Here is a 17,571-nt window from a genome sequence, read left to right as displayed (position 1 = left end):
TCAGCCCCTGCCGCTCAGTACGTCCGCCCCGGGCAGCCCGAGGGACCCGAGACTCCCGCCGCGCGCGGATGCAGCGAGCCGTTCCTTCTGCGCGAGGTGGGCCATGTACAGATCGGCACCGCGATGCCCGGCGGGCAGATCACTGACCGTGAGGATCTTCATCCCCATGCTCAGCGAGGCCCGAATCGGATTGAGATTCACGTCGAAGGCGGACTCGTTGACGGAGAGTTCGGTCAGCCGCACGGGCATGACCCGCTTGCTGCCCCACGTGAACAGCGTGAGCGGCATCTCGATCGGGCTGATCTCGATGACCCCGTTCGCCGCGAGCCGGCTCGCTGCGCGCAACTGGGCGGTGGTGGGCTGCACGAGCATTTCGAGCGTGGCCAGCTGGGGGTGGATCCCGTCGGGCGCGGCGATCTCCAACTGGTCGGTGGCATCGATCTCGGCGGTGAATTTCCAGGTCTCCTGCGCGGGACCCTTCAGCCGAAGCGCCTCGTTCCGGTCCCCACTCCCGGTGCCACCGCTGCCCGTGTCACTGCTGTCCCCGGCGGACTGGGGAGCGATACTGCGCTCCAGGGTGTCCGGGTTGAACTGCAGGACGATGATGCGCTGGGGGGTGCCGGTGTCGGGGGCGACGACGACTATTCCGGAGCGGATGGGTTTGGGGATGTCGGCGTAGCGGGTCACAGGCGGGCCTCCAGACGGCTCACCAGTGACGCGTAGTCGCCGTCCGGGAACAGTCGCGGAAGGATTTCGAGTGCGTCTGTGAGGTTCGCCGTGACATTACGGAAGAGGTCGTCCGCCAGGGAGACGTCGGTGAACAGGTACTGCCAGCCGTAGGCACCTTTGGTGAGCAGCAGGGCGTCCAAATAGCCGCAGTAGTCGAGATCCATTTTCTTGGCCCCAAGACGCGCGTCCCACACCCAGATCTCAAGCGGCGTCGTGTCCGTCTGGATTCTCACTGCGGCGAGCAGACCGGAGCCGGATTTCGGATGACTGTCGATCACCCGGAACTGACTGTACAGAACTCGCTCGCCCTCCGGAGTGCCTTTCCAGGCGAGTTTGGGTGGCGAGGAGACCAACACATCGAAGAACGTTCGCAGGAAGAATTCCCCAGAGACCTTGGGAAGGGGCTTGGCACACCTCCAATAGCTGCCGATCTCAAAGAACCGAAGCCCGCGTTCAGCGATCTGCGGGTCGATGACAAAGCCATCCCACTGAGCATCACTCTGCGCCATGAGAAGAAACTCTTCAGCACGCCGCGCCATGGGCACACCCAGCGAGTGGCGCTCTTCATCGTCTATCTCGACTGTCTCGTCCGAGACCTCGATACCCTCAGCGTCATGGAGTTCGTTCAGCATTCGCAGGTAGCGCGCCTCCTGGGGAGTCGCGTCGCCGACCGTCACGTTCATGCCGAGTCCTTGGTGAAGACAATCACACCGATGTCGATCAGATCGGAGATCTTCTTGAGCCGCGCGTCGAGATCTTTGAACTTCTGCACTTCCTGCTTACCCTTCTCGTGCTTCTGGAAGGCCTTCTCTATGTCCGCAAAATTGCGATACTGGCGGTTATTGACAATCACCCGGGCGAACTCCGGCGTTTCCTTCAGACGACGTTTTACCCGGCCGACGTCGTCAGAGTTGATCCTAAGCTTCTGCGACGCGTCGGGCGGCTCCGGCGTCGCTTGCTGCGACTTCCAGGCAGGCCTGCGTTTCCGTTCCCAACGCTGCTCCCGGCGGTCTTCGTAGTATCCGGCCCAGGTCGCCTTGATGAAGCTCGGGAAACCCCTGGTGGGCGCCTTCGGCGGTTCATGGAACCGCACCTCGACGCGATACCAGATCATTTCTTCGCGACCGTCCTGCAGAGAGTCGCGGGCCCCCTTCTCCACATCGTTCGCGAATGGAGTATTGACCGCCGGGCCGCTTGCTGGCACAAGGTTGGATCCCTTGGCCTTGCCGCCGATGCTCTCCGGGAGGAGGTGCATCCTCACCCAGCTGTCGCTGCGGTCGTCATTGATGCTCTTGGCATAGTCCCAGCCGATCGGCTGATGCGGGGCGGCCGTGGTGGAGATAGTTCCCTTGCTGGACTTGTTCAGGTACTCGGCCGTGAAACTCGTGGCAAGCCTGTTGTCCGTGAAGTTCGGAATCCTCGGCTTCGGCTTCGGGACATCGTGTTGAGGAGAATCCCAGTCGATGGGCGAACCGGATCCTTCCGGGCGGGTCTGATACAAGTCCACGACATCCGGATCGACCGGGTTGAGCGTCGCCTTGGTCTTGATGTGCGGCTCTCCCACGCCCTCCAGACTCGTCAGCCTGAACCAAGCCCGCAAACCCTCCAGCAGCGTGCGGAAGGAGGGGTCGGGCACCCCCTTCTTCGCCCTTTCCTTGACGATCCGCCGGACTCGGGCCGCGATCTTCCGCAGTCGCTCCTCCTTGTCCGCGTCCTCTTTCTTCTTCTGCTTGTCCTTGTCCCGCTCGGACTTGGGACGGCCGGGGCCCTCCTTGTCCGGCTTGTTCCTGGGGTGGTGGGGCTCGCGCTCGTCCGGCTTCGGCTTGTGCGGCTTGTCGTCCTTGTCATGCTTGGGTCGCTTCGGGTCGTTGTCCTTGTCGTTCTTCGGCTTCTTCGGATCGTCCTCGTCACGCTTTGGCCGCTTCGGGTCCTCGTCCTTGCCGTTCCTCGGCCTCTTCGGGTCCTCAGCCTTGTCGCCGGGCCGCCTCGGCGGGGCCTCCTTGCCGTCACCCTTGGGCTTGGCCGGCGCTTCCTCCTTGGGCTTGCTCGGCTCGCCCTCCTTGGGCTTGTTCGGCTCGCCCTCCTTGGGCCTGCCGGGCTCCGCACCTTTCGGCTTGTTCGTGCCCGGTGTCTCCCCCGTCTCCCTCGGGCGCTGAGTCTCGTCCTTCGGCTTGTCCGGGGCTGAATCCTTCGGTTTGTCGGAGGTCTTCGGCTTCGGTTCCGGCTCAGGCTTCGGGCCGGGCTCCGGCTTCGGCTTGGGTTTCGCCGTCGGGGTGGGGCGGGTGTCCGGCTCGCTGGAGGGACTGTCGGCGGGACGGTCCTTCGAGCGGGTGGTGCCCGTCGGCTCGGCCGGCTTCGGACGGGTCGGGGTGTCCGTGGCGCCGGTGGTCGGCTTTCTGGCGGGGGCCGCCGTGTCCTTGGGGGCGCCCTCGTCCTCCGCTCCGGCGGATGGGCGGCGGCCCGGACCCTCGCCTTCTCGCCCGCCGCGGCCGACAAGCTTGCCCGCGATGCCCTTCAGCCTGCGGCCCACCTTGGCGACGTACTTGCCGATGGCGTTCAGCAGATACTGGTAGGCGAGTTCGAGCAGGGCGACGATGCCGGCCGCGACCGCCTTGGCGAACAGGAGGCCCGCGCCGCCCTGGCGGACCGCGCGCAGCCAGGACAGGACCGCGCCCATCGCGGTCAGGATCTGTCCGAGCGCGCCGATCGCCGTGCGGATCGCGTCGATGACGGCCATCACCCAGCCCGCACCGGGGATCAGCTTCGCGATGACCTTCGTGATGATGATCTCGCCGATGATGAACGGGAGTTGGGGCACGACCGCGTCCCAGGTCTCCTTCACGATCCGTTCGAGGGAGAAGCCACCCTTGACCAGCTTGTCGATGATCATCTGCGGGATGCCGAGGATCTGCTGGATCTTCTCCTGGAACCACTGTTTGACCGCCGTCTGGACCTCGCGGAACATGTAGTGCTCCGCGCCGTCGACCGCCGAGTTCTTCGCGCCGCTCAGCCAGCCGCCCGGGTCGTCCAGGAAGTCGATCGCGATCATCATGAACTCGCCGAGCGCGCCCAGGAGTTGGGAGGCGTACTGCAGGATCGTCTTGACCGCGTCGATGACCGACTTGATGACGTCCATGAGCATCTTCTTCAGGATGTTCAGGATGTCGCTGAGCATCTTGGCGAGCTGGTTGAGCAGGTCGGTGACGATCTGCTTGAGCTGCGCCGCGAGCCGGGTGACGAGGGCGATCGCCTGCGCGATCAGGTCGGTGACGAACTTCCGTATGCGCTGGGCCAGTTCGATGATCGCCTTGACCATCTCCACGGCGAACTCGATCAGATCATCGATCAGACTCTTGATCGTGTCGACGATGAACGCCCGGGCCTCGTTGATCCAGCGCTCGACGGTGTCCTTGAAGTTCTTGATGAAGTTGACGACCGCGTCACGAGCGTCCCGGATGACCTGGACGATCGCGTTCTTGATCTCGATGACCTTCTGTTTGATCCAGTCGAAGGCCTTGCTGAGCCAGTTGCCCGAGTCCTGGGCCGCACTGTCCGCCTTGCTCTTGGCGTCCGACTCGGCCTGGTCGCCCTTGTCCTTGATCTGCTTGTCGCTGTCGGTCTTCTGCTGGGTGACGTCGTCGTCGGTCTTCTTCTCGCGGTCCTGGACGTCCTTGCGGACCTTGTCCGTGCGGTCGTTCTTCTTGTCGCCCAGTGTCTTCAGGGCCTGGTCCTGGTCCTTGCGCCAGCCCTCGCGCTGTGCCGTGACCTCGTCGAGGGCCTTCGACCGCTGGCCCGCCTGGTCCCGGGTGTTCTTGTCGATCTCGCCGCCGACCTGCTGCTGGTTCTTCTGCTGTGAGTCGCGGAAGCCCTTGTCCTTGGTCTGGCGGCTGTCGGACATGCCCTTCTGGCCCCGGCTGAACGCGGCCTGGAACTCGGGCCCCTTGTCGTGCTCGGCCACCGCGGAGGCCGCGTTCGCGGGTACGGCACCCGTGGGCGCCCCCTCCGGCATCGCGCCGGGCGCGGCCTCGGCGCCGGGGACGTTCCCCTTCAGCTCCTCCTGCGGGGCGTCGGGGTAGACCTGGTTCTCGCCCATCGAACGGCCGGAGTCGTCACGTGCCGTGTCGAGCGTCTCCTGGCCCTTCGCGTCGACGGCGCCGCCCTGTTCGTCGGACGTCTGCTGCGCCGCGCCCTGCATCTGGACGCCGGGGGCGTTGCCCGCCTGGGCCTGCTTGAGGGCCTCGTCCTTGGTGGGCAGCCCGGCGAACTTGGCGGCCAGTTCCTGCTTGTCGACGTGGAAGCCGAGCTTCGAGGCGAGCCAGCCGAGGCCGAAACCCAGCGCCATCTTGAAGGTCTGCCAGCCGTCCGGCGGCTCGGCCTTCTCCGCCTCGATCTGCCCCTCGGGCTCCTTCGCACCCGTGACCTGCGCGTTCTCCTGCTGGGGAGCCTGCGACTTCTGGGCCGGGTCCTGCGAGTACTGGGCGGGTGCGTCGGTCTTCGGCTTGCCTTCCAGGGTCTGCGGCGCGCCCGCCGGCCGCTGCATGGAGGGCGGTGCGGCGGCGAGTTGCTTGTGCTCGTCGCCCACGCTGCGGTCCACCGCACCGTTCACTCCGCCCATGGCCTGGTAGGCCTGATACGGCTTCAGCGTGGCGGCCGTGCTCAGGCCCGCCTCGGGCGAGACCTGGGAGAGGTTCGGGGCAGGCGCCGAGTCCTTCTTCCCCTTGCCGACGGCCTTGCTGGCGACGCCGCCGGCCCGTGGCGCACTCGCGGCGGATGCCGCCGGGGCGCTGCCCGACGCCCGGTCCGGTTGCGGCGCGGCACCGATCGCGTCCTCGGCCGCCTGCGCCGTGGCCGTGGAGTCGGCGGCCTTCGCCGACGTGGTCGCGGGCCGGGCCGCCTGGCCCGTCGGCGGTGCGGTGGCAGGCCGCGTGGCCGTGCTCACGGCCGACGTGCCGGACGTCGAGCCGCCCGCCCCGGGCGACGCGGCGCTCTGCGCGCCGCTGGTGGAACTGCCGGGCCGGTCCGCGTTGGAGCCCCCCGTGACCTGCGAGTCACGCGCGGCCGGTGCCTCGTCGACGGCTTGCGTGCGCTCGGCCGTACCGCCCGGCGCGGAGCCGGAGGCGGAGGCCGCGGAAGCGGTCTGCGGCGCCGCGGCCGTACCACCCGCCGCCTGCTGCGAGCCCTTCTCCTGAGCGGTGGTGGCCTGCTCACCCGCGGCCGGGGTGCCCTTCTCCTGCTTGGCCGCGCCCTCCTGCACGGCTCCGCCGCCGTCCGGTCCGCCCGTCTGCCGGGCACCGGGGGCCCGTTGCACCGTGGCCTGCGCGGCGACGGGACCGGCTTTCGGATCGTCGCCGCTCTTCGGATCCTTCGAGACGGCACCGACGTCCGGAAGCCCGGTGGCCTTCTCCTCCGGCTCCAGACCGGAGAGCAGGGTGTCACCCGGCCCGCCCACGGACTCGGGCGAGACCGAGGGCGCGGGCTCGGTGGCCGGTGCTTCGACGGTGTTGTCCTCGACGTCCGCCTGAGCCGCCGCGTCCTCGGCGTCCTCCGCGTCGCGCTCCGCCTGTACCTGGTCGGCCTTGGTCGGCGGCGGCGCCGGGAAGTCGGGCAGGGACGCGCCGGCTGCCTCTCCCTGGTCGGCCGTCGGCACCCCGGAGACATCGGGGTCCTGCTGCGGCAGGAAGTCCTCCGGCTGGAGGTTGATGTCCCAGGCGCTGGGTTCGGCGCCGCCGACCTCCACCTCCGAGGTGCTGTCGGAGAGCGCGCCCTCGTCGCGGGCCGTCTCCTGCACTCCGTCGAGGTCCTGGTTGCGTACGCCGTCCAGGCTGCTCGACGGCGTGGGCAGCGGGATGTCCGTGCCGGGCGCGGGCGAACCCGTCGGCCGGTCCGCGCCCCGCTTGTCCGCCTGGGGGATCTGCCGGCCCGCGGCGAACTGGTCGGCGGCACCGGGCCGGTTCCGCGCGGCGGACTCCTCCGCGCCCGCGACGGGGACGCCCTGCTCACCGGCGGCACCCTGCTGCGCGTCCTGCTGCTGGTACTGCCCGCCCTGGTCGGCTGCCTGTTCCTGCGCCTGCCCGCCGTCCTCGGCGTTCTGGGATGCCTCCTGCTGCCCGCCGTTTCCCGCGTCCTGGGACGTCTCCTGCTGCCCGGCGGCCGACGGCCCCTGCGGAGCGGCGGCCTGCGTGTTGTGCGCCTGCTGCCCGGCGGTGGCCGACGTGCCTCGCGCCGGGGTCTCGTCCCGCACCCCGGCCGCCGGAGCCCCGCCCGCGCGCGCCCCGTCCCCGCGCGCCTCGGCCGCCGACTGCCGCCGGTCCCGGGCGTCGGACTCGGCCCGCTCGCGCAGGGCTCGGTCCTGCGTCTCGCCCTGTTGCTGCTCCCTGGTGCCGCCGTTCAGCGGGGTGCTTCCGGGTGCGCCCTCGCGCTCGGCCCGCTCCTTCTCCGGACCGGTCGCGTCGGCCGGGCGGTCCTGGTCCGCCCGGTCCTCCTGGGCCCGGCGCTGTGCGCTCTCCCGCTCGGTGCGCATGTCGTCGGCCGTGTCCGGCTCGACCTCGGGAGCCTCGTGCGCGTCGCGATCCACGCGGTCTTCGGCGAAGTCGTCGTACGCCTCGATGTCGTCGACGAAGTCCAGTACCCGGTCGTGCTCCGGGCCGAGCAGCCGGCCTTCGAGCCGGTCGAGGACGCCGTCGAGCAACTCGGCGGGCAGTCCGGCCAGTTGGCGGCGGGTGCGCTTGGACAGGTCCTCGGGGTCGCCGCGCAGGGAACGTACGAGGGAGTTGGCCAGCCGGTCGACGAGGGTCGCCGGGTCGATGGCCTCGGCGCGCATCCGGTCGGCGTCCACGGTGGCGTAACGCAGCCAGCCGGGGGTGGCCTGCCCTTCCTGGACGGGCAGAGCCGCCTCGTCCCGTACAGCCGCCTCCGCCTCCCGTTCGATCGCCTGCTGCGGAAGGCTCACGGCGCCCGGCTCGCGCCCGGCCCGCAGGGCGCCGAGGCCGTGCGGGTTCTGCACCGTGTGCTGGAGTTCGTGGGTGAGCAGCCGCCGGCCCTCGTCGGTGCCGGGCCGGAAGGCGCCCTCGCGGAAGAGGATGTCCTGGCCGACGGCCACGGCGTCCGCGCCCAGCAGTTCGGTGAGCTGTCCGGCGTCCCGGCCGGTGTGCAGCCGTACCCGGCTCAGGTCGTGGCCGAGCTGTTCCTCCAGCTCCCGGCGCAGTCCCGGATCGAGGGGCTGGCCGGCGCCGCTGACGATGTTCTTCGGCTCCGGTGCACGGGTCTTGGCGGCCCGTTCCCTACGCTTGCGGCGGCGCTGCTCGGCCGCCTGCTCCGCCTGGGTGTCCTGGGTCTGGGAACTCATCGGCTCGCCTCCCCGTGCCCGCTCAGCCCCTCGTGCACGGCACGCGCCAGCTCCTGGCCGAGGCGCCGCGCGGACAGCCCGGCGGGCAGGGGAGCCAGCCCGGTCAGCGCGCCGACGGTCAGCGCACCGTTCGCGGCCAGCGGCACCCCGTGCTCGCGCACCAGCCGGCTCAGTTCGCTCTCGAAGGCGGCCGAGACGCGTTCCGGGTCCGCCCGGAAGCCGTCCAGCACCAGTTCCCCGATCTCGACGCGGATCGCCGAGGGTTCGCGGTCCCTCGAAAGGTCGCGGGCAGGGCCCCGGGAGAGGTCCGGCGAGGAGTTCACACCCATCCGCGGACCTCCGTGGGCGTCAGCGAGCGCTCAAGCTTCAGGTACTCGGTGCCGGCCGCGGCGAGCATGTGCCGCATCTGCAGCCGGTCGCCCTCCTCGGCGGCGAGGAAGGCCCCGGACAGGGCGATGTTGCGGATCGAGCCGCCGGCGACGGTGAGTTGGGCGAGCAGCGCGGGGTCGATGTCCTTCACCGGGGCCTGCGGGGGCAGCACGCGCCGCCAGATCTCGGCCCGCTCGTGTTCGGCGGGGAAGGGGAAGTCGACGACGAAGCGGATGCGCCGCAGGAACGCCGTGTCGAGGGCGTTCTTCATGTTGGTGGTGAGGACGGCAAGGCCGCGGTAGGCCTCCATCCGCATCAGCAGATAGCTGACCTCCAGGTTGGCGTACCGGTCGTGGCTGTCCTTGACCTCGCTGCGCTTGCCGAACAGTGCGTCGGCCTCGTCGAACAGGAGCAGCGCGCCGCCGCGTTCGGCGGCGTCGAAGACCCGGCGGAGGTTCTTCTCGGTCTCGCCGATGTACTTGCTGACGACCTGCGAGAGGTCGATGACGAACAGGTCGAGGCCGAGTTCGTTGGCCATGACCTCGGCAGCCAGGGTCTTGCCGGTGCCGGAGCCGCCCGCGAACATGGCGGTCACCCCGAGGCCGCGGCGCAGGGTGGCGGCGAACCCCCACTCCTGGTGGACGGTTGCCCGCTGCCGCACATGGGCGACGATCTCGCGCAGCACGCTGGTCTGCCGCTCGTGCAGCACCAGGTCGTCCCAGCCGGCCTGCGGCGCGATCCTCCGGCCGAGTTCGTCCATGCCGATCCGCGCTTCGTCGAGCCCGGCCCGCCAGGCGAGTCCGGCGGCGTCCAGCTCGTCCTCGTGCGGCAGCCTGCGGTGCACGGCGGCGGCCGCGGACCGTACGACGTGGGGTGGCAGCTGGAACTGGGCGACGAGGGAGCGCAGTTCACCCTCGTCCAGGCCGATCTCCTCGAAGGCGCCTGCCCACAGGCCGAGTTGCTCGTCGTCGTCCAGCCGCGGCACGGTCACCCGGGCCCCGTACGAGCGCTCCGAGCGCAGCGGGTCCTCGCTCGACACCACCACCGGTACGGCCGCTCCGGCCAGGAAGGAGTCCGTCGCAGCCCGCTGGTCGCGGTCCAGTTCGCCCGCCTCGACGAGCAGCGCGGCGGGCAGCAGGATCGCCTCACGCTGCCACAGCCGGGCCAGCCGGTCTCGTTCGGCCGGGTCGGACGGGATGTCCTCGGCGCTCATGGAGTACAGGCCAAGGCCCGCCCGCGCGGCCGCGGCCGCCGCGATGTCGGCCCGGCTGCGCAGATCGCCGCCGGTGACCTCGACCAGCGGCGCCTCGGTCGCGTTCGTCCAGCCCTCGGCGAGACGGGTGGCCGCCAGGTCGTACGACGGTGTCAGGGCCTTCGGCACCGGGGTGCGGCGCAACTGCCCGTGCAACCGGGCGTCCAGATAGGGCGAGCCCAGCAGGAAGTGCAGTATCCGCTCGTCCAGCCGCAGCCGGGACGTCGTCAGCCGTGACTCGTCGTCCAGCTCGACGATCCGCCACCGCCTGAGCGGCGCGACGGGCGTGAGCGCGCTCCAGTGCGGCTCCGCGAGGGCGGCGAGGGCGAGGGAGAAGGTCGGGTACGCCCGCTCGGGGTCCCCGCAGGCCGCGGCGCACCGGGCGGCAGCCGTGGGTTCCACCTCGTGGGCGGCGGCGAGGAGTACGAGATCGCGCTCGAAGGAGGTGAAGCTGAAGCACGCGGTGAGGGCGTCGAGGGGGGCCGTGCCGGGGCCGGGAAGGGAGGCGAGGGCGCTCGGCTCCTCGCCGACGGACTCCCCCGGGACCGCACCAGCCTCGCCCGGCGCCGCGACAACCCCGGCGCCAGACCCGTCAGGGCCCGCGGACGTCCCGGCGGCGCCCCGAGCCCGCGCCGTGGCGCGGGCCGCGTGGGCGTCGACGCGGGCCAGGACGCGCCGGATCTCCGCGGTCAGCGTCGTCCTGCCCGCGGGTGCGCCCTGCTCGTACATCCCCATGCCGTCACCTGCCCCCGCCGCTTCCATGCCGTTCAGTTCTCCGTGCCGTCGTCGCCGCGGTCCGCTTTCCGGGTTTCGGTCTGCGCGGACCTGGCGGTGCGGGGGGCTGCCTTCCTCGTACGTGCGGGAGCTTTGGCGACAGCCTTTGCCGGGGCCTTCGCCGGGGCCTTCGCCGCCCTCTTGGCGGGCGGAGCGGCCGGCTCCTCGGTCTCCGCCTTCACCAGTTCCTTGGAGCCAACGCCACTTGACGGCCCCTCGCCCTGCGGCTGCGCCGCCGGAGGGACCGGCGCGCCGGGCGCCCCGAACGGCAGCACCCGCACCTCGGGCCGTTCGACCGGCCTGCCCGGTACCGGGGTTGCCCGGCCGTCGATGAGCACGAGCGTCGCCTGGTAGACCACCGACAGCGTGTACGGGGTCTGGTAGAGCATCCCCCAGAGCTTCGACGTCTCGTCGACATCCATGACCGTCGGCGTGAACCGCACCCGCTGCGCCGCCTCCGCGAGATCGCTGCCCGCCAGATACGGGCGTTCACCGGCCTGTTCGATGACGTCCTTCGGCAGGACGGGGATCTCGTGCAGGGTGCGCACCACGGAGCCGATCAGCCGCTGCCCGACCAGTTCCCGCTCGTCGCCGTACGCGCTGATCAGATACTGCAGGTCGAGCGCCGCCGCGGGCCGCTTGACCAGCGTGCCGTCGGCCGCGCGGGTCGGCAGGTCGTTGTTGCGCAGCGAGGAGTTGGGCGTGACCTGGTACAGGAACACGGAGATGGTGGGCTGTTCCAGCTGCGGATCCGCGGGCGGCTTGCGCGGCTCGACCTTGACGGCCTCGCCGAACTCCGGCCCCACGTTGTTCTCGATCAGCAGGGCGAGAGCCTGGGTGACATGGGCGATGGCAAGTGCGTTGCTCATGACGTCAGTTCCTCGGTTCCTCTCGTCCTGCTGCTGTGTCCGTCGCGGCTCACTCGCGCCCCCGGGCCAGGTAGTCCGCGAGGCTCAGCGCCGTCCCGGGCCGGTCCGCCGCCTTCCGCCGCTGTCCGGCGCCTTCCGGGGCCTGGGCGGCGGTCACCTCCAGCCGTCCGATCTGCACCTGGACCACCTGCTCGGTGCCCCGGGCGGGCCGGCGGGCCGCGGCCTGCCGTACGGCGTCGCGTGCCGCCGCCGTGTCGGCGGCGCTGGGTCGCAGCGCCGCCGACACGGCTCGGGGGGCGGCCTCCGTGCCCGGGGGGGTGGGCACGGACACCGCGGTCTGTGACGCTCCTTGCTCCGCACGGGCCCGCCCGGCCGCGCGCCGCCCGGTGTCGGGCAGCGGCCGCAGCCCCGGCGCGACGGGCGCGACGGGGCGCAGCAGGTGCTCCTCCGCGCGGGCCGGCTCGGACGGACGCGGCAGGGGGTCGACGGGCTCCCGTTCGGTGCGTACGACGGTCCGCTCCCGTTCCGTGTGGGTGCGCGTCCGAGCGGCCGGCGGTCGCGGCGCATCCGGCGGTGCGGCAGCCGCCGGTGTGGCCGCGGGCCACAGCAGCGCGTTCTCGTCCGGTGCGGGCGGGGCGGCACGTACCGCCTCGACCCGCTCGAACGGGCCGGGCAGCCGGGGCCGTACCCGCGCCGCGGGCGGTCGCGGGGCCGTGTGCCGTGCGAGCAGCCGATCGAAGAAGTCGGGGCGGTCCGGCGCGCCCCCGGGGGCCGGTGAGTCAGGCATCCGCACACAGCTCCAGGTAGTAGCGGCGCCTCGTCGGGCTGAGCGCCAGGATCTCCGGCTCGCTCCAGCCGTAGGCGGTGGCGAGCAGATGGACGTCGAGGAGCACGTCCCGTGCCCAGGCGTCCAGTTCGGTCCACAGGTAGGAAGCGATATCGAGCTCGGCCCGGGTGGCCTCGCCGCAGTCGGGGCAGGCGACGTCGATGACCAGGTCGGCGCCCGGGTCGGCGGCCTCGACGGCTTCGGCGATCCGGCGCTGCACCGGCACGGGCAACTCCCCCGCCGCCGCGGCCGTCCCGTCGTGCACCGCCGAGACCAGGCACCGGGCGAGCAGCGCCGTACGCGGGTCGGCCGCCCGGGCAGCGGCGTGCAGGTCGGCGACCCCGGGCAGCCTGAACTCGACGTCCCAGCCGTCCTGTCGGACCCGTACGACCGAGTCCTCCGAAGAGCCGAGCGAGCCCGCGAGCTCCCCCGCGTCCAGCTCGAACTCCATGTCCGCCCCGCACGCGGCGCACTCGAGCCGCACCTGCATCCGCTCGCCGAACAGCGCCCGGCGCAGCGCGAACAGGTCCGCCTCGCGCTCGCCCACCGGAAGCTGCGGCAGCCTTCCGGCGTCGAGGTCGGGCCGTGCCGTGCGGTGCAGCAGCAGAGCCCGTCCGACCGGTGCCTCCCCGAGCCCGGCCTCCCAGGCGGCCAGCAGTCCGGCCGCCCCGGTGATCGCCATGTCCCTCCCCGTTTCCCTCAACTACCCCCGGGTCATGCCGGGTTGAGGAACGATGGTTCCTCCGGCTCGGGAACCTCGTAGTCCCGCTCCCAGCCCTCGCACTCGAGCTTCAGCGACTGGATGGCCACCGCGTTGGCGTTGGCGTCCAGCTCGCCGAGGACCTGGTACTCGCTGGGCCAGGTCCGGTAGAGCTTGTGCGAGACGGCGACCTGGCCGGCCTCGTTGAGGACCTGGATGACGATGTCCTTGCGGAAGTCCGCGAGGGACACCTCGGAGCCGAGACCCGCCCCGACCTGCCAGACCTTGTTGGCCCAGCGGTCGAACTCGGGGTCGTGGGTGACCCCGCGCTCGAGGGTGATGCCGTCGAACTCCGAGCGGCCCGGCGACTTGCGGGGGGAGGAGGGGTCGCCGCCGTTGCGGTGCTTGACGACCTCGGTGGTCCGCTTCAGCGGACTGATCTTGCTGATGCCGGCGACCGTCCGACCGTCCCACAGGACCAGGAACTTGAAGTTCTTGTAGGGGTCGAAGCGATGCGCGTTGACCGTGAACTCAGCCATCGATTTCCTTCAGCTCTCCGAGATTGACGGGCCGCTAGAGAGCGAACTGCCCGGACGTCTGCTGGATCCTGACGACCACGAACTCGGCCGGCCGCACCGGCGCGATCCCGACCAGCACGTTGACGACGCCGTTCGCCGCGTCCTCGTCCGTCGTGGTCTCGCTGTCGCACTTGACGAAGTACGCCTCGCGCGGGGTGCTGCCCTGGAAGGCGCCCTGGCGGAAGAGCGTGTGCAGGTACGAGGAGGCGGACAGCCGGATCTGCTGCCACAGGCTCTCGTCGTTGGGCTCGAACACGACCCACTGCAGGCCGCGTTGGAGGCTCTCCTCCACATGCAGCGCGAGCCGTCGCACGGGCACGTACTTCCACGCGCTGTCGAGGGCGTCGGAGCCTTCCAGCGTGCGCGCGCCCCACACCAGGGGCCCCGTGACCGGGAAGGTGCGCAGGCAGTTGACGCCGAGCGGGTTGAGCAGTCCGGTCTCACGGTCCGTCAGGTCGACCGTGAGCGAGTGCACTCCGACGAGTTGCGCCTCCGTACCGGCGGGCGCCTTCCAGACCCCGCGCTCGGAGTCGGTGCGGGCGATGACGCCGGCGACCGCGCCGGACGGCGGGAAGGCGCGCAGCCGCCCGGTGAGCGGGTCGGTGAGCTGGATGTGCGGGAAGTACAGGCCGGCGTGGTTGCCGCGCACCGGATCGAAGGCGGACAGCCCTGCTCGGGCGCTGTCCACGCTCACCCAGGTGCTGGGCGCGTCGACCAGCAGGAAGATCCGCCGCTCCTCGCACAGCCGCTGGGCCGCGGAGACGACGGTGAGCGCGTCGTCGATCTTCTCGTACGAGGCCAGCTCGGGCAGCGCCAGCAGGTTGACGTCGGCCACCCCGCGCAGCGCCTGGATGCCGGTCTTGGCGGCCTCGGAGCCGATGAGGTCGCGCGGGCCGGGGGCCTCGCCGTCCTCGCCGCCCTCCAGCGGGAACACCGGCGGGTTGACCGAGGCCTCCAGGCCCAGGTCGTTGGCGCACTCGCCGAGGAAGCGGACGACGTCCTCGGGGTCGGTGGAACCGGCGACCACCTGGACGCGGCGGCCGAAGGCGGTGACCTCGACGCCGGCGAAGGCGTGCTTGCCGGGCGCGTCGGGCAGCGCCCGCAGCTTGCGCTCCAGAAGCAGCGCCAGCTCGGCCACGGAGGACGGGGCTTCGCCGTCGCAGTCGGGGTCGTAGAGCTTGAACTCGCGCTCCACGTCGCCGATCTTCACCGTCAGGTCGACGGCGAGGTCGGGCAGTTCGTGGCCGAACGGCTTGGAGACGGTGCCGGACGGGTCGGGGCGGCCCTCGCCGACGGCCTCGACGCGGATGAGCCGCGACCCGGCGTTGACCACGGTGGGTGCGTAGGTCCCGCTGCCGGCGTCCATGGACAGGCCGGTGAAGCTCTCGCGGGCGTCGCCCTTGGCGTCGTAGACCCGCAGGTTGAAGGTGGCTTCGCAGTCCGGTGTGTCGTAGTCGACGGCGACGCGCAGGCCGTTGCCCCACACGCCGGGTTCCTTGGCGTGGACCTCCAGGACACGGCTCTCGCTGTGCCCCTCGGTGGACTCCAGGGCGACACATGAGGCCTTGCCGCTGCCGGCCTTGGCGACCCGGACGATCACGGCGACCGATCCGCCGTTGCCGAAGAACTGGTGGACGGCGTAGGCGAGCGGGCTCTGGGCGCTCAGCCCGCCGAAGCGCCGCTCGAAGTCGGCGAAACCGGTGACGCGCACCGGTTCGTTCAGCGGGCCGCGCCGGGTGTGCCCCACGAATGCGGTCACCGAAGTGGTCACGGCGGAGATGGCGCGGGTGCTGCTGGGAAGCTCTTCGACGTAGACGCCCGGATACGTCGGCCTGGCGGCCGCGGCATTCGTCGGCATTCCCCCTCCTATCCCTACTCAGGCACCGGTCAAAGGCACCAAGAGGCGGCAGAAAGGAGAGGTTTCGACACGACGGAGCGCAGCAGTCCCCCGGCGCGCCCTTGCCGCGCCGGTCCGCACACCCCGTATCAGCTTCCCCCGTCAGTGCCCCGGACGGACGGCCGCCCGGGTCAAGCACGCACGCTTGTGACTCCTGATGCTCAAGTGCTCCTGCCAGCCTGTGAGTTGGCCGTGGCGGGAGCAAGGCGTCTTCACGCCAGCCCGAAAGGAGGTTCGATGAACGTGGGCGCGCACGACTCACACCGGATGTGCGCGTGTCGGATCAGGCGCTTCACATATTCCACACAGCCTCTGGTGCAGCAGAATGGAGCGCATGTCCCGACGTACCTCGCAATCCCGGCGGCAGCACGGCTCCGCCCCAGTCCACAAGCCCTCCTGCCCTTGCGGTCTTGCGGAGACGTACGACGCATGCTGTGGCCGATTCCACCGGGGTGAGGCAGCCGCGCCCACCGCCGAAGCACTGATGCGTTCGCGCTACAGCGCTTTCGTGAAGCTCAACGATCAGTACCTGCTGAGGACTTGGCATCCGGGTACCCGCCCGGCGACGCTCAAACTCGACCCGGGCATGCGCTGGACGGGTCTGGAGATCCTCGACACCACCGACGGCTCGGCCTTCCACGGCACGGGCACGGTGACCTTCCGCGCCTCGTACGAGGGCGGCTCACTGCTGGAACGCAGCCGGTTCGAGCGAAGCGAGACGGGGGTACCCCCGGCCGGAGGCTGGGGGAGGATCGAGGGGGCGTGGGTGTACGTGGACGGGGAGTTCCCCGAGGCGTGACCAGCTGGGCCTAAGACGCCAGGATGTCCAGCTCCTGCAGCGCGCCCACCGTGATCTCCCGGGTCAGCTTCTCCGCGCGGGCCGCGTCGCCCTCGCGGACCGCCTCGGCGACCTGGACGTGCAGGGTGACGGCGGCCGGGTCGGGGTCCTCGAACATGACCTCGTGGTGGGTGCGGCCCGCGAGGACCTCGGCGACGACGTCACCGAGCCGGGCGAACATCTCGTTGCCGGACGCCACGAGGATCACCCGGTGGAAGGCCATGTCGTGGACGAGGTACTCCTCCAGCTTGTGACCTCGGGAGTTGGCGACCATGCCGATCGCACACTCGGTGAGTTCGGCGCACTGAGCGGCGGAGGCGTGTCTGGCGGCGAGGCCCGCGGCGACCGGCTCGACGGCCGAGCGCAGGACGGTCAGTGAGCGCAGCTGGTGGGGGCGGTCGGCGCCGGCCAGCCGCCAGCGGATGACCTGCGGGTCGTAGACGTTCCACTCGGCCTTCGGGCGCACGGTCACACCGACTCGCCGGCGCGACTCGACCAGGCGCATGGATTCGAGCACCCGGACCGCCTCGCGCATCACCGAGCGTGACACGTCGAAGCGCTGGGCGAGCTCGTCGGTGCGCAGAACGCTGCCCGGCGGGTACTCGCCCGCGGTGATCGCGGGGCCGAGGGAGTCCAGTACATGGCCGTGCAACCCCCGGCCCGGAGTGGTCATGCACTCAGCGTACGGGGCAGACCGCGGGGACAAAAAGTCAGACTTATATGTCACAGGGTCTTGAATTCGTCGTACCTAATCGGTTTCAGTGTCGTCGGCGTCGGTTGAACGGGCGGCGTCCAGATGTCGAAGAAGACAGTGAGAGCACCATGCAGCAGCTGCGCACCCCCCATGTCGTCGTGGTCATGGGCGTGGCGGGCACCGGCAAGACCACCATCGGTCCCCTGCTCGCGGCCCGGCTCGGCGTTCCGTACGCCGAGGGCGACGACTTCCACCCGCAGGCCAACATCGACAAGATGTCGGCCGGCGTCCCGCTCGACGACGAGGACCGGTGGCCCTGGCTCGACGCCATCGGTACCTGGGCGCACGGGCGGGCCGGGCTCGGCGGGGTGGTCAGCAGCTCGGCGCTGAAGCGGTCGTACCGCGACCGGCTCAGGGCCGCCGCCCCCGGTGTCGTCTTCGTGCACCTGACCGGCGACCGTTCCCTCATCGAGGACCGGATGTCGCACCGGCAGGGTCACTTCATGCCCACGGCGCTGCTCGACTCCCAGTTCGCCACGCTCCAGCCACTCCAACCGGACGAGGCGGGTGTCGCGGTGGACGTCACCGGGAGCCCCGAGGAGATCGCCGCCCGGGCCATGAAGGCACTGGACGCCCTGCCCCACCCGGCCGCGTAACACCCACCCCCCGCATTCCTCCCCCATCCCCGTACCTGCAAGGG

At 70.8% G+C, this 17,571-nt stretch carries 13 protein-coding genes; 2 read left to right on the top strand and 11 right to left on the bottom strand.

Going from position 1 to position 17,571, the window contains the following annotated elements:
• Genes LJ657_RS29050 through LJ657_RS29005 form a run of 10 tightly spaced genes read right to left on the bottom strand, consistent with a single transcriptional unit; the run spans position 1 to position 15,300 of the window.
• Positions 1-687, bottom strand: a complete 687-nt coding sequence (locus LJ657_RS29050) for a hypothetical protein (RefSeq protein ID WP_232651792.1) — start codon at positions 685-687, stop codon at positions 1-3.
• Entirely contained in the window at positions 684-1,412 is a 729-nt protein-coding gene (locus LJ657_RS29045; protein ID WP_232651791.1) for a hypothetical protein, read from the bottom strand. The genes LJ657_RS29050 and LJ657_RS29045 overlap by 4 nt, the downstream gene beginning before the upstream one ends.
• A complete protein-coding gene (locus LJ657_RS29040; protein WP_232651790.1) occupies positions 1,409-8,074 on the bottom strand; it encodes an eCIS core domain-containing protein in 6,666 nt (2,221 codons plus the stop codon). The genes LJ657_RS29045 and LJ657_RS29040 overlap by 4 nt, the downstream gene beginning before the upstream one ends.
• The gene (locus tag LJ657_RS29035) at positions 8,071-8,403 is read right to left on the bottom strand and encodes a hypothetical protein (protein WP_232651789.1); all 333 of its coding nucleotides are present in this window, start codon (positions 8,401-8,403) and stop codon (positions 8,071-8,073) included. Before LJ657_RS29035 ends, LJ657_RS29040 begins: the two co-directional genes overlap by 4 nt.
• Positions 8,394-10,457 carry an ATP-binding protein gene (locus LJ657_RS29030; protein ID WP_372487983.1) on the bottom strand — a complete coding sequence of 688 codons (2,064 nt, stop codon included), beginning with the start codon at positions 10,455-10,457 and terminating at the stop codon, positions 8,394-8,396. Before LJ657_RS29030 ends, LJ657_RS29035 begins: the two co-directional genes overlap by 10 nt.
• A gap of 5 nt (positions 10,458-10,462) precedes the next feature.
• The gene (locus tag LJ657_RS29025) at positions 10,463-11,338 is read right to left on the bottom strand and encodes a Pvc16 family protein (RefSeq protein ID WP_232651788.1); all 876 of its coding nucleotides are present in this window, start codon (positions 11,336-11,338) and stop codon (positions 10,463-10,465) included.
• Positions 11,339-11,387: 49 nt separating this feature from the next.
• On the bottom strand, positions 11,388-12,125 hold the full coding sequence (locus LJ657_RS29020) for a hypothetical protein (protein ID WP_232651787.1): 738 nt from the start codon (positions 12,123-12,125) through the stop codon (positions 11,388-11,390).
• Entirely contained in the window at positions 12,118-12,846 is a 729-nt protein-coding gene (locus tag LJ657_RS29015) for a T4 family baseplate hub assembly chaperone (protein ID WP_232651786.1), read from the bottom strand. The genes LJ657_RS29020 and LJ657_RS29015 overlap by 8 nt, the downstream gene beginning before the upstream one ends.
• 32 nt (positions 12,847-12,878) lie before the next feature.
• Positions 12,879-13,403, bottom strand: a complete 525-nt coding sequence (locus LJ657_RS29010; protein WP_232651785.1) for a phage tail protein — start codon at positions 13,401-13,403, stop codon at positions 12,879-12,881.
• Positions 13,404-13,437: 34 nt separating this feature from the next.
• The gene (locus tag LJ657_RS29005) at positions 13,438-15,300 is read right to left on the bottom strand and encodes a phage tail sheath subtilisin-like domain-containing protein (protein WP_232651784.1); all 1,863 of its coding nucleotides are present in this window, start codon (positions 15,298-15,300) and stop codon (positions 13,438-13,440) included.
• A 373-nt stretch (positions 15,301-15,673) separates the two neighbouring features.
• Here LJ657_RS29005 and LJ657_RS29000 point away from each other — a divergent pair, with 373 nt between their 5' ends.
• Entirely contained in the window at positions 15,674-16,138 is a 465-nt protein-coding gene (locus LJ657_RS29000; RefSeq protein WP_232651783.1) for a YchJ family protein, read from the top strand.
• Between the two features lie 10 nt (positions 16,139-16,148).
• Here LJ657_RS29000 and LJ657_RS28995 read toward each other — a convergent pair whose 3' ends face one another.
• Positions 16,149-16,850: a FadR/GntR family transcriptional regulator gene (locus tag LJ657_RS28995; RefSeq protein WP_232651782.1), complete on the bottom strand. Its 702-nt coding sequence runs from the start codon at positions 16,848-16,850 to the stop codon at positions 16,149-16,151.
• Between the two features lie 149 nt (positions 16,851-16,999).
• Here LJ657_RS28995 and LJ657_RS28990 point away from each other — a divergent pair, with 149 nt between their 5' ends.
• Positions 17,000-17,527, top strand: coding sequence for a gluconokinase (locus LJ657_RS28990; protein WP_232651781.1), 528 nt, complete (start codon positions 17,000-17,002; stop codon positions 17,525-17,527).
• The last annotated feature ends 44 nt before the right edge of the window (positions 17,528-17,571 follow it).

Origin of the sequence: Streptomyces guryensis (assembly GCF_021261325.1) — a bacterium.
Lineage (GTDB): Bacteria > Actinomycetota > Actinomycetes > Streptomycetales > Streptomycetaceae > Streptomyces > Streptomyces guryensis.
The sequence above is the reverse complement of the archived record's forward strand: the minus strand, read 5'-3'. Positions and strand labels throughout refer to the sequence as shown.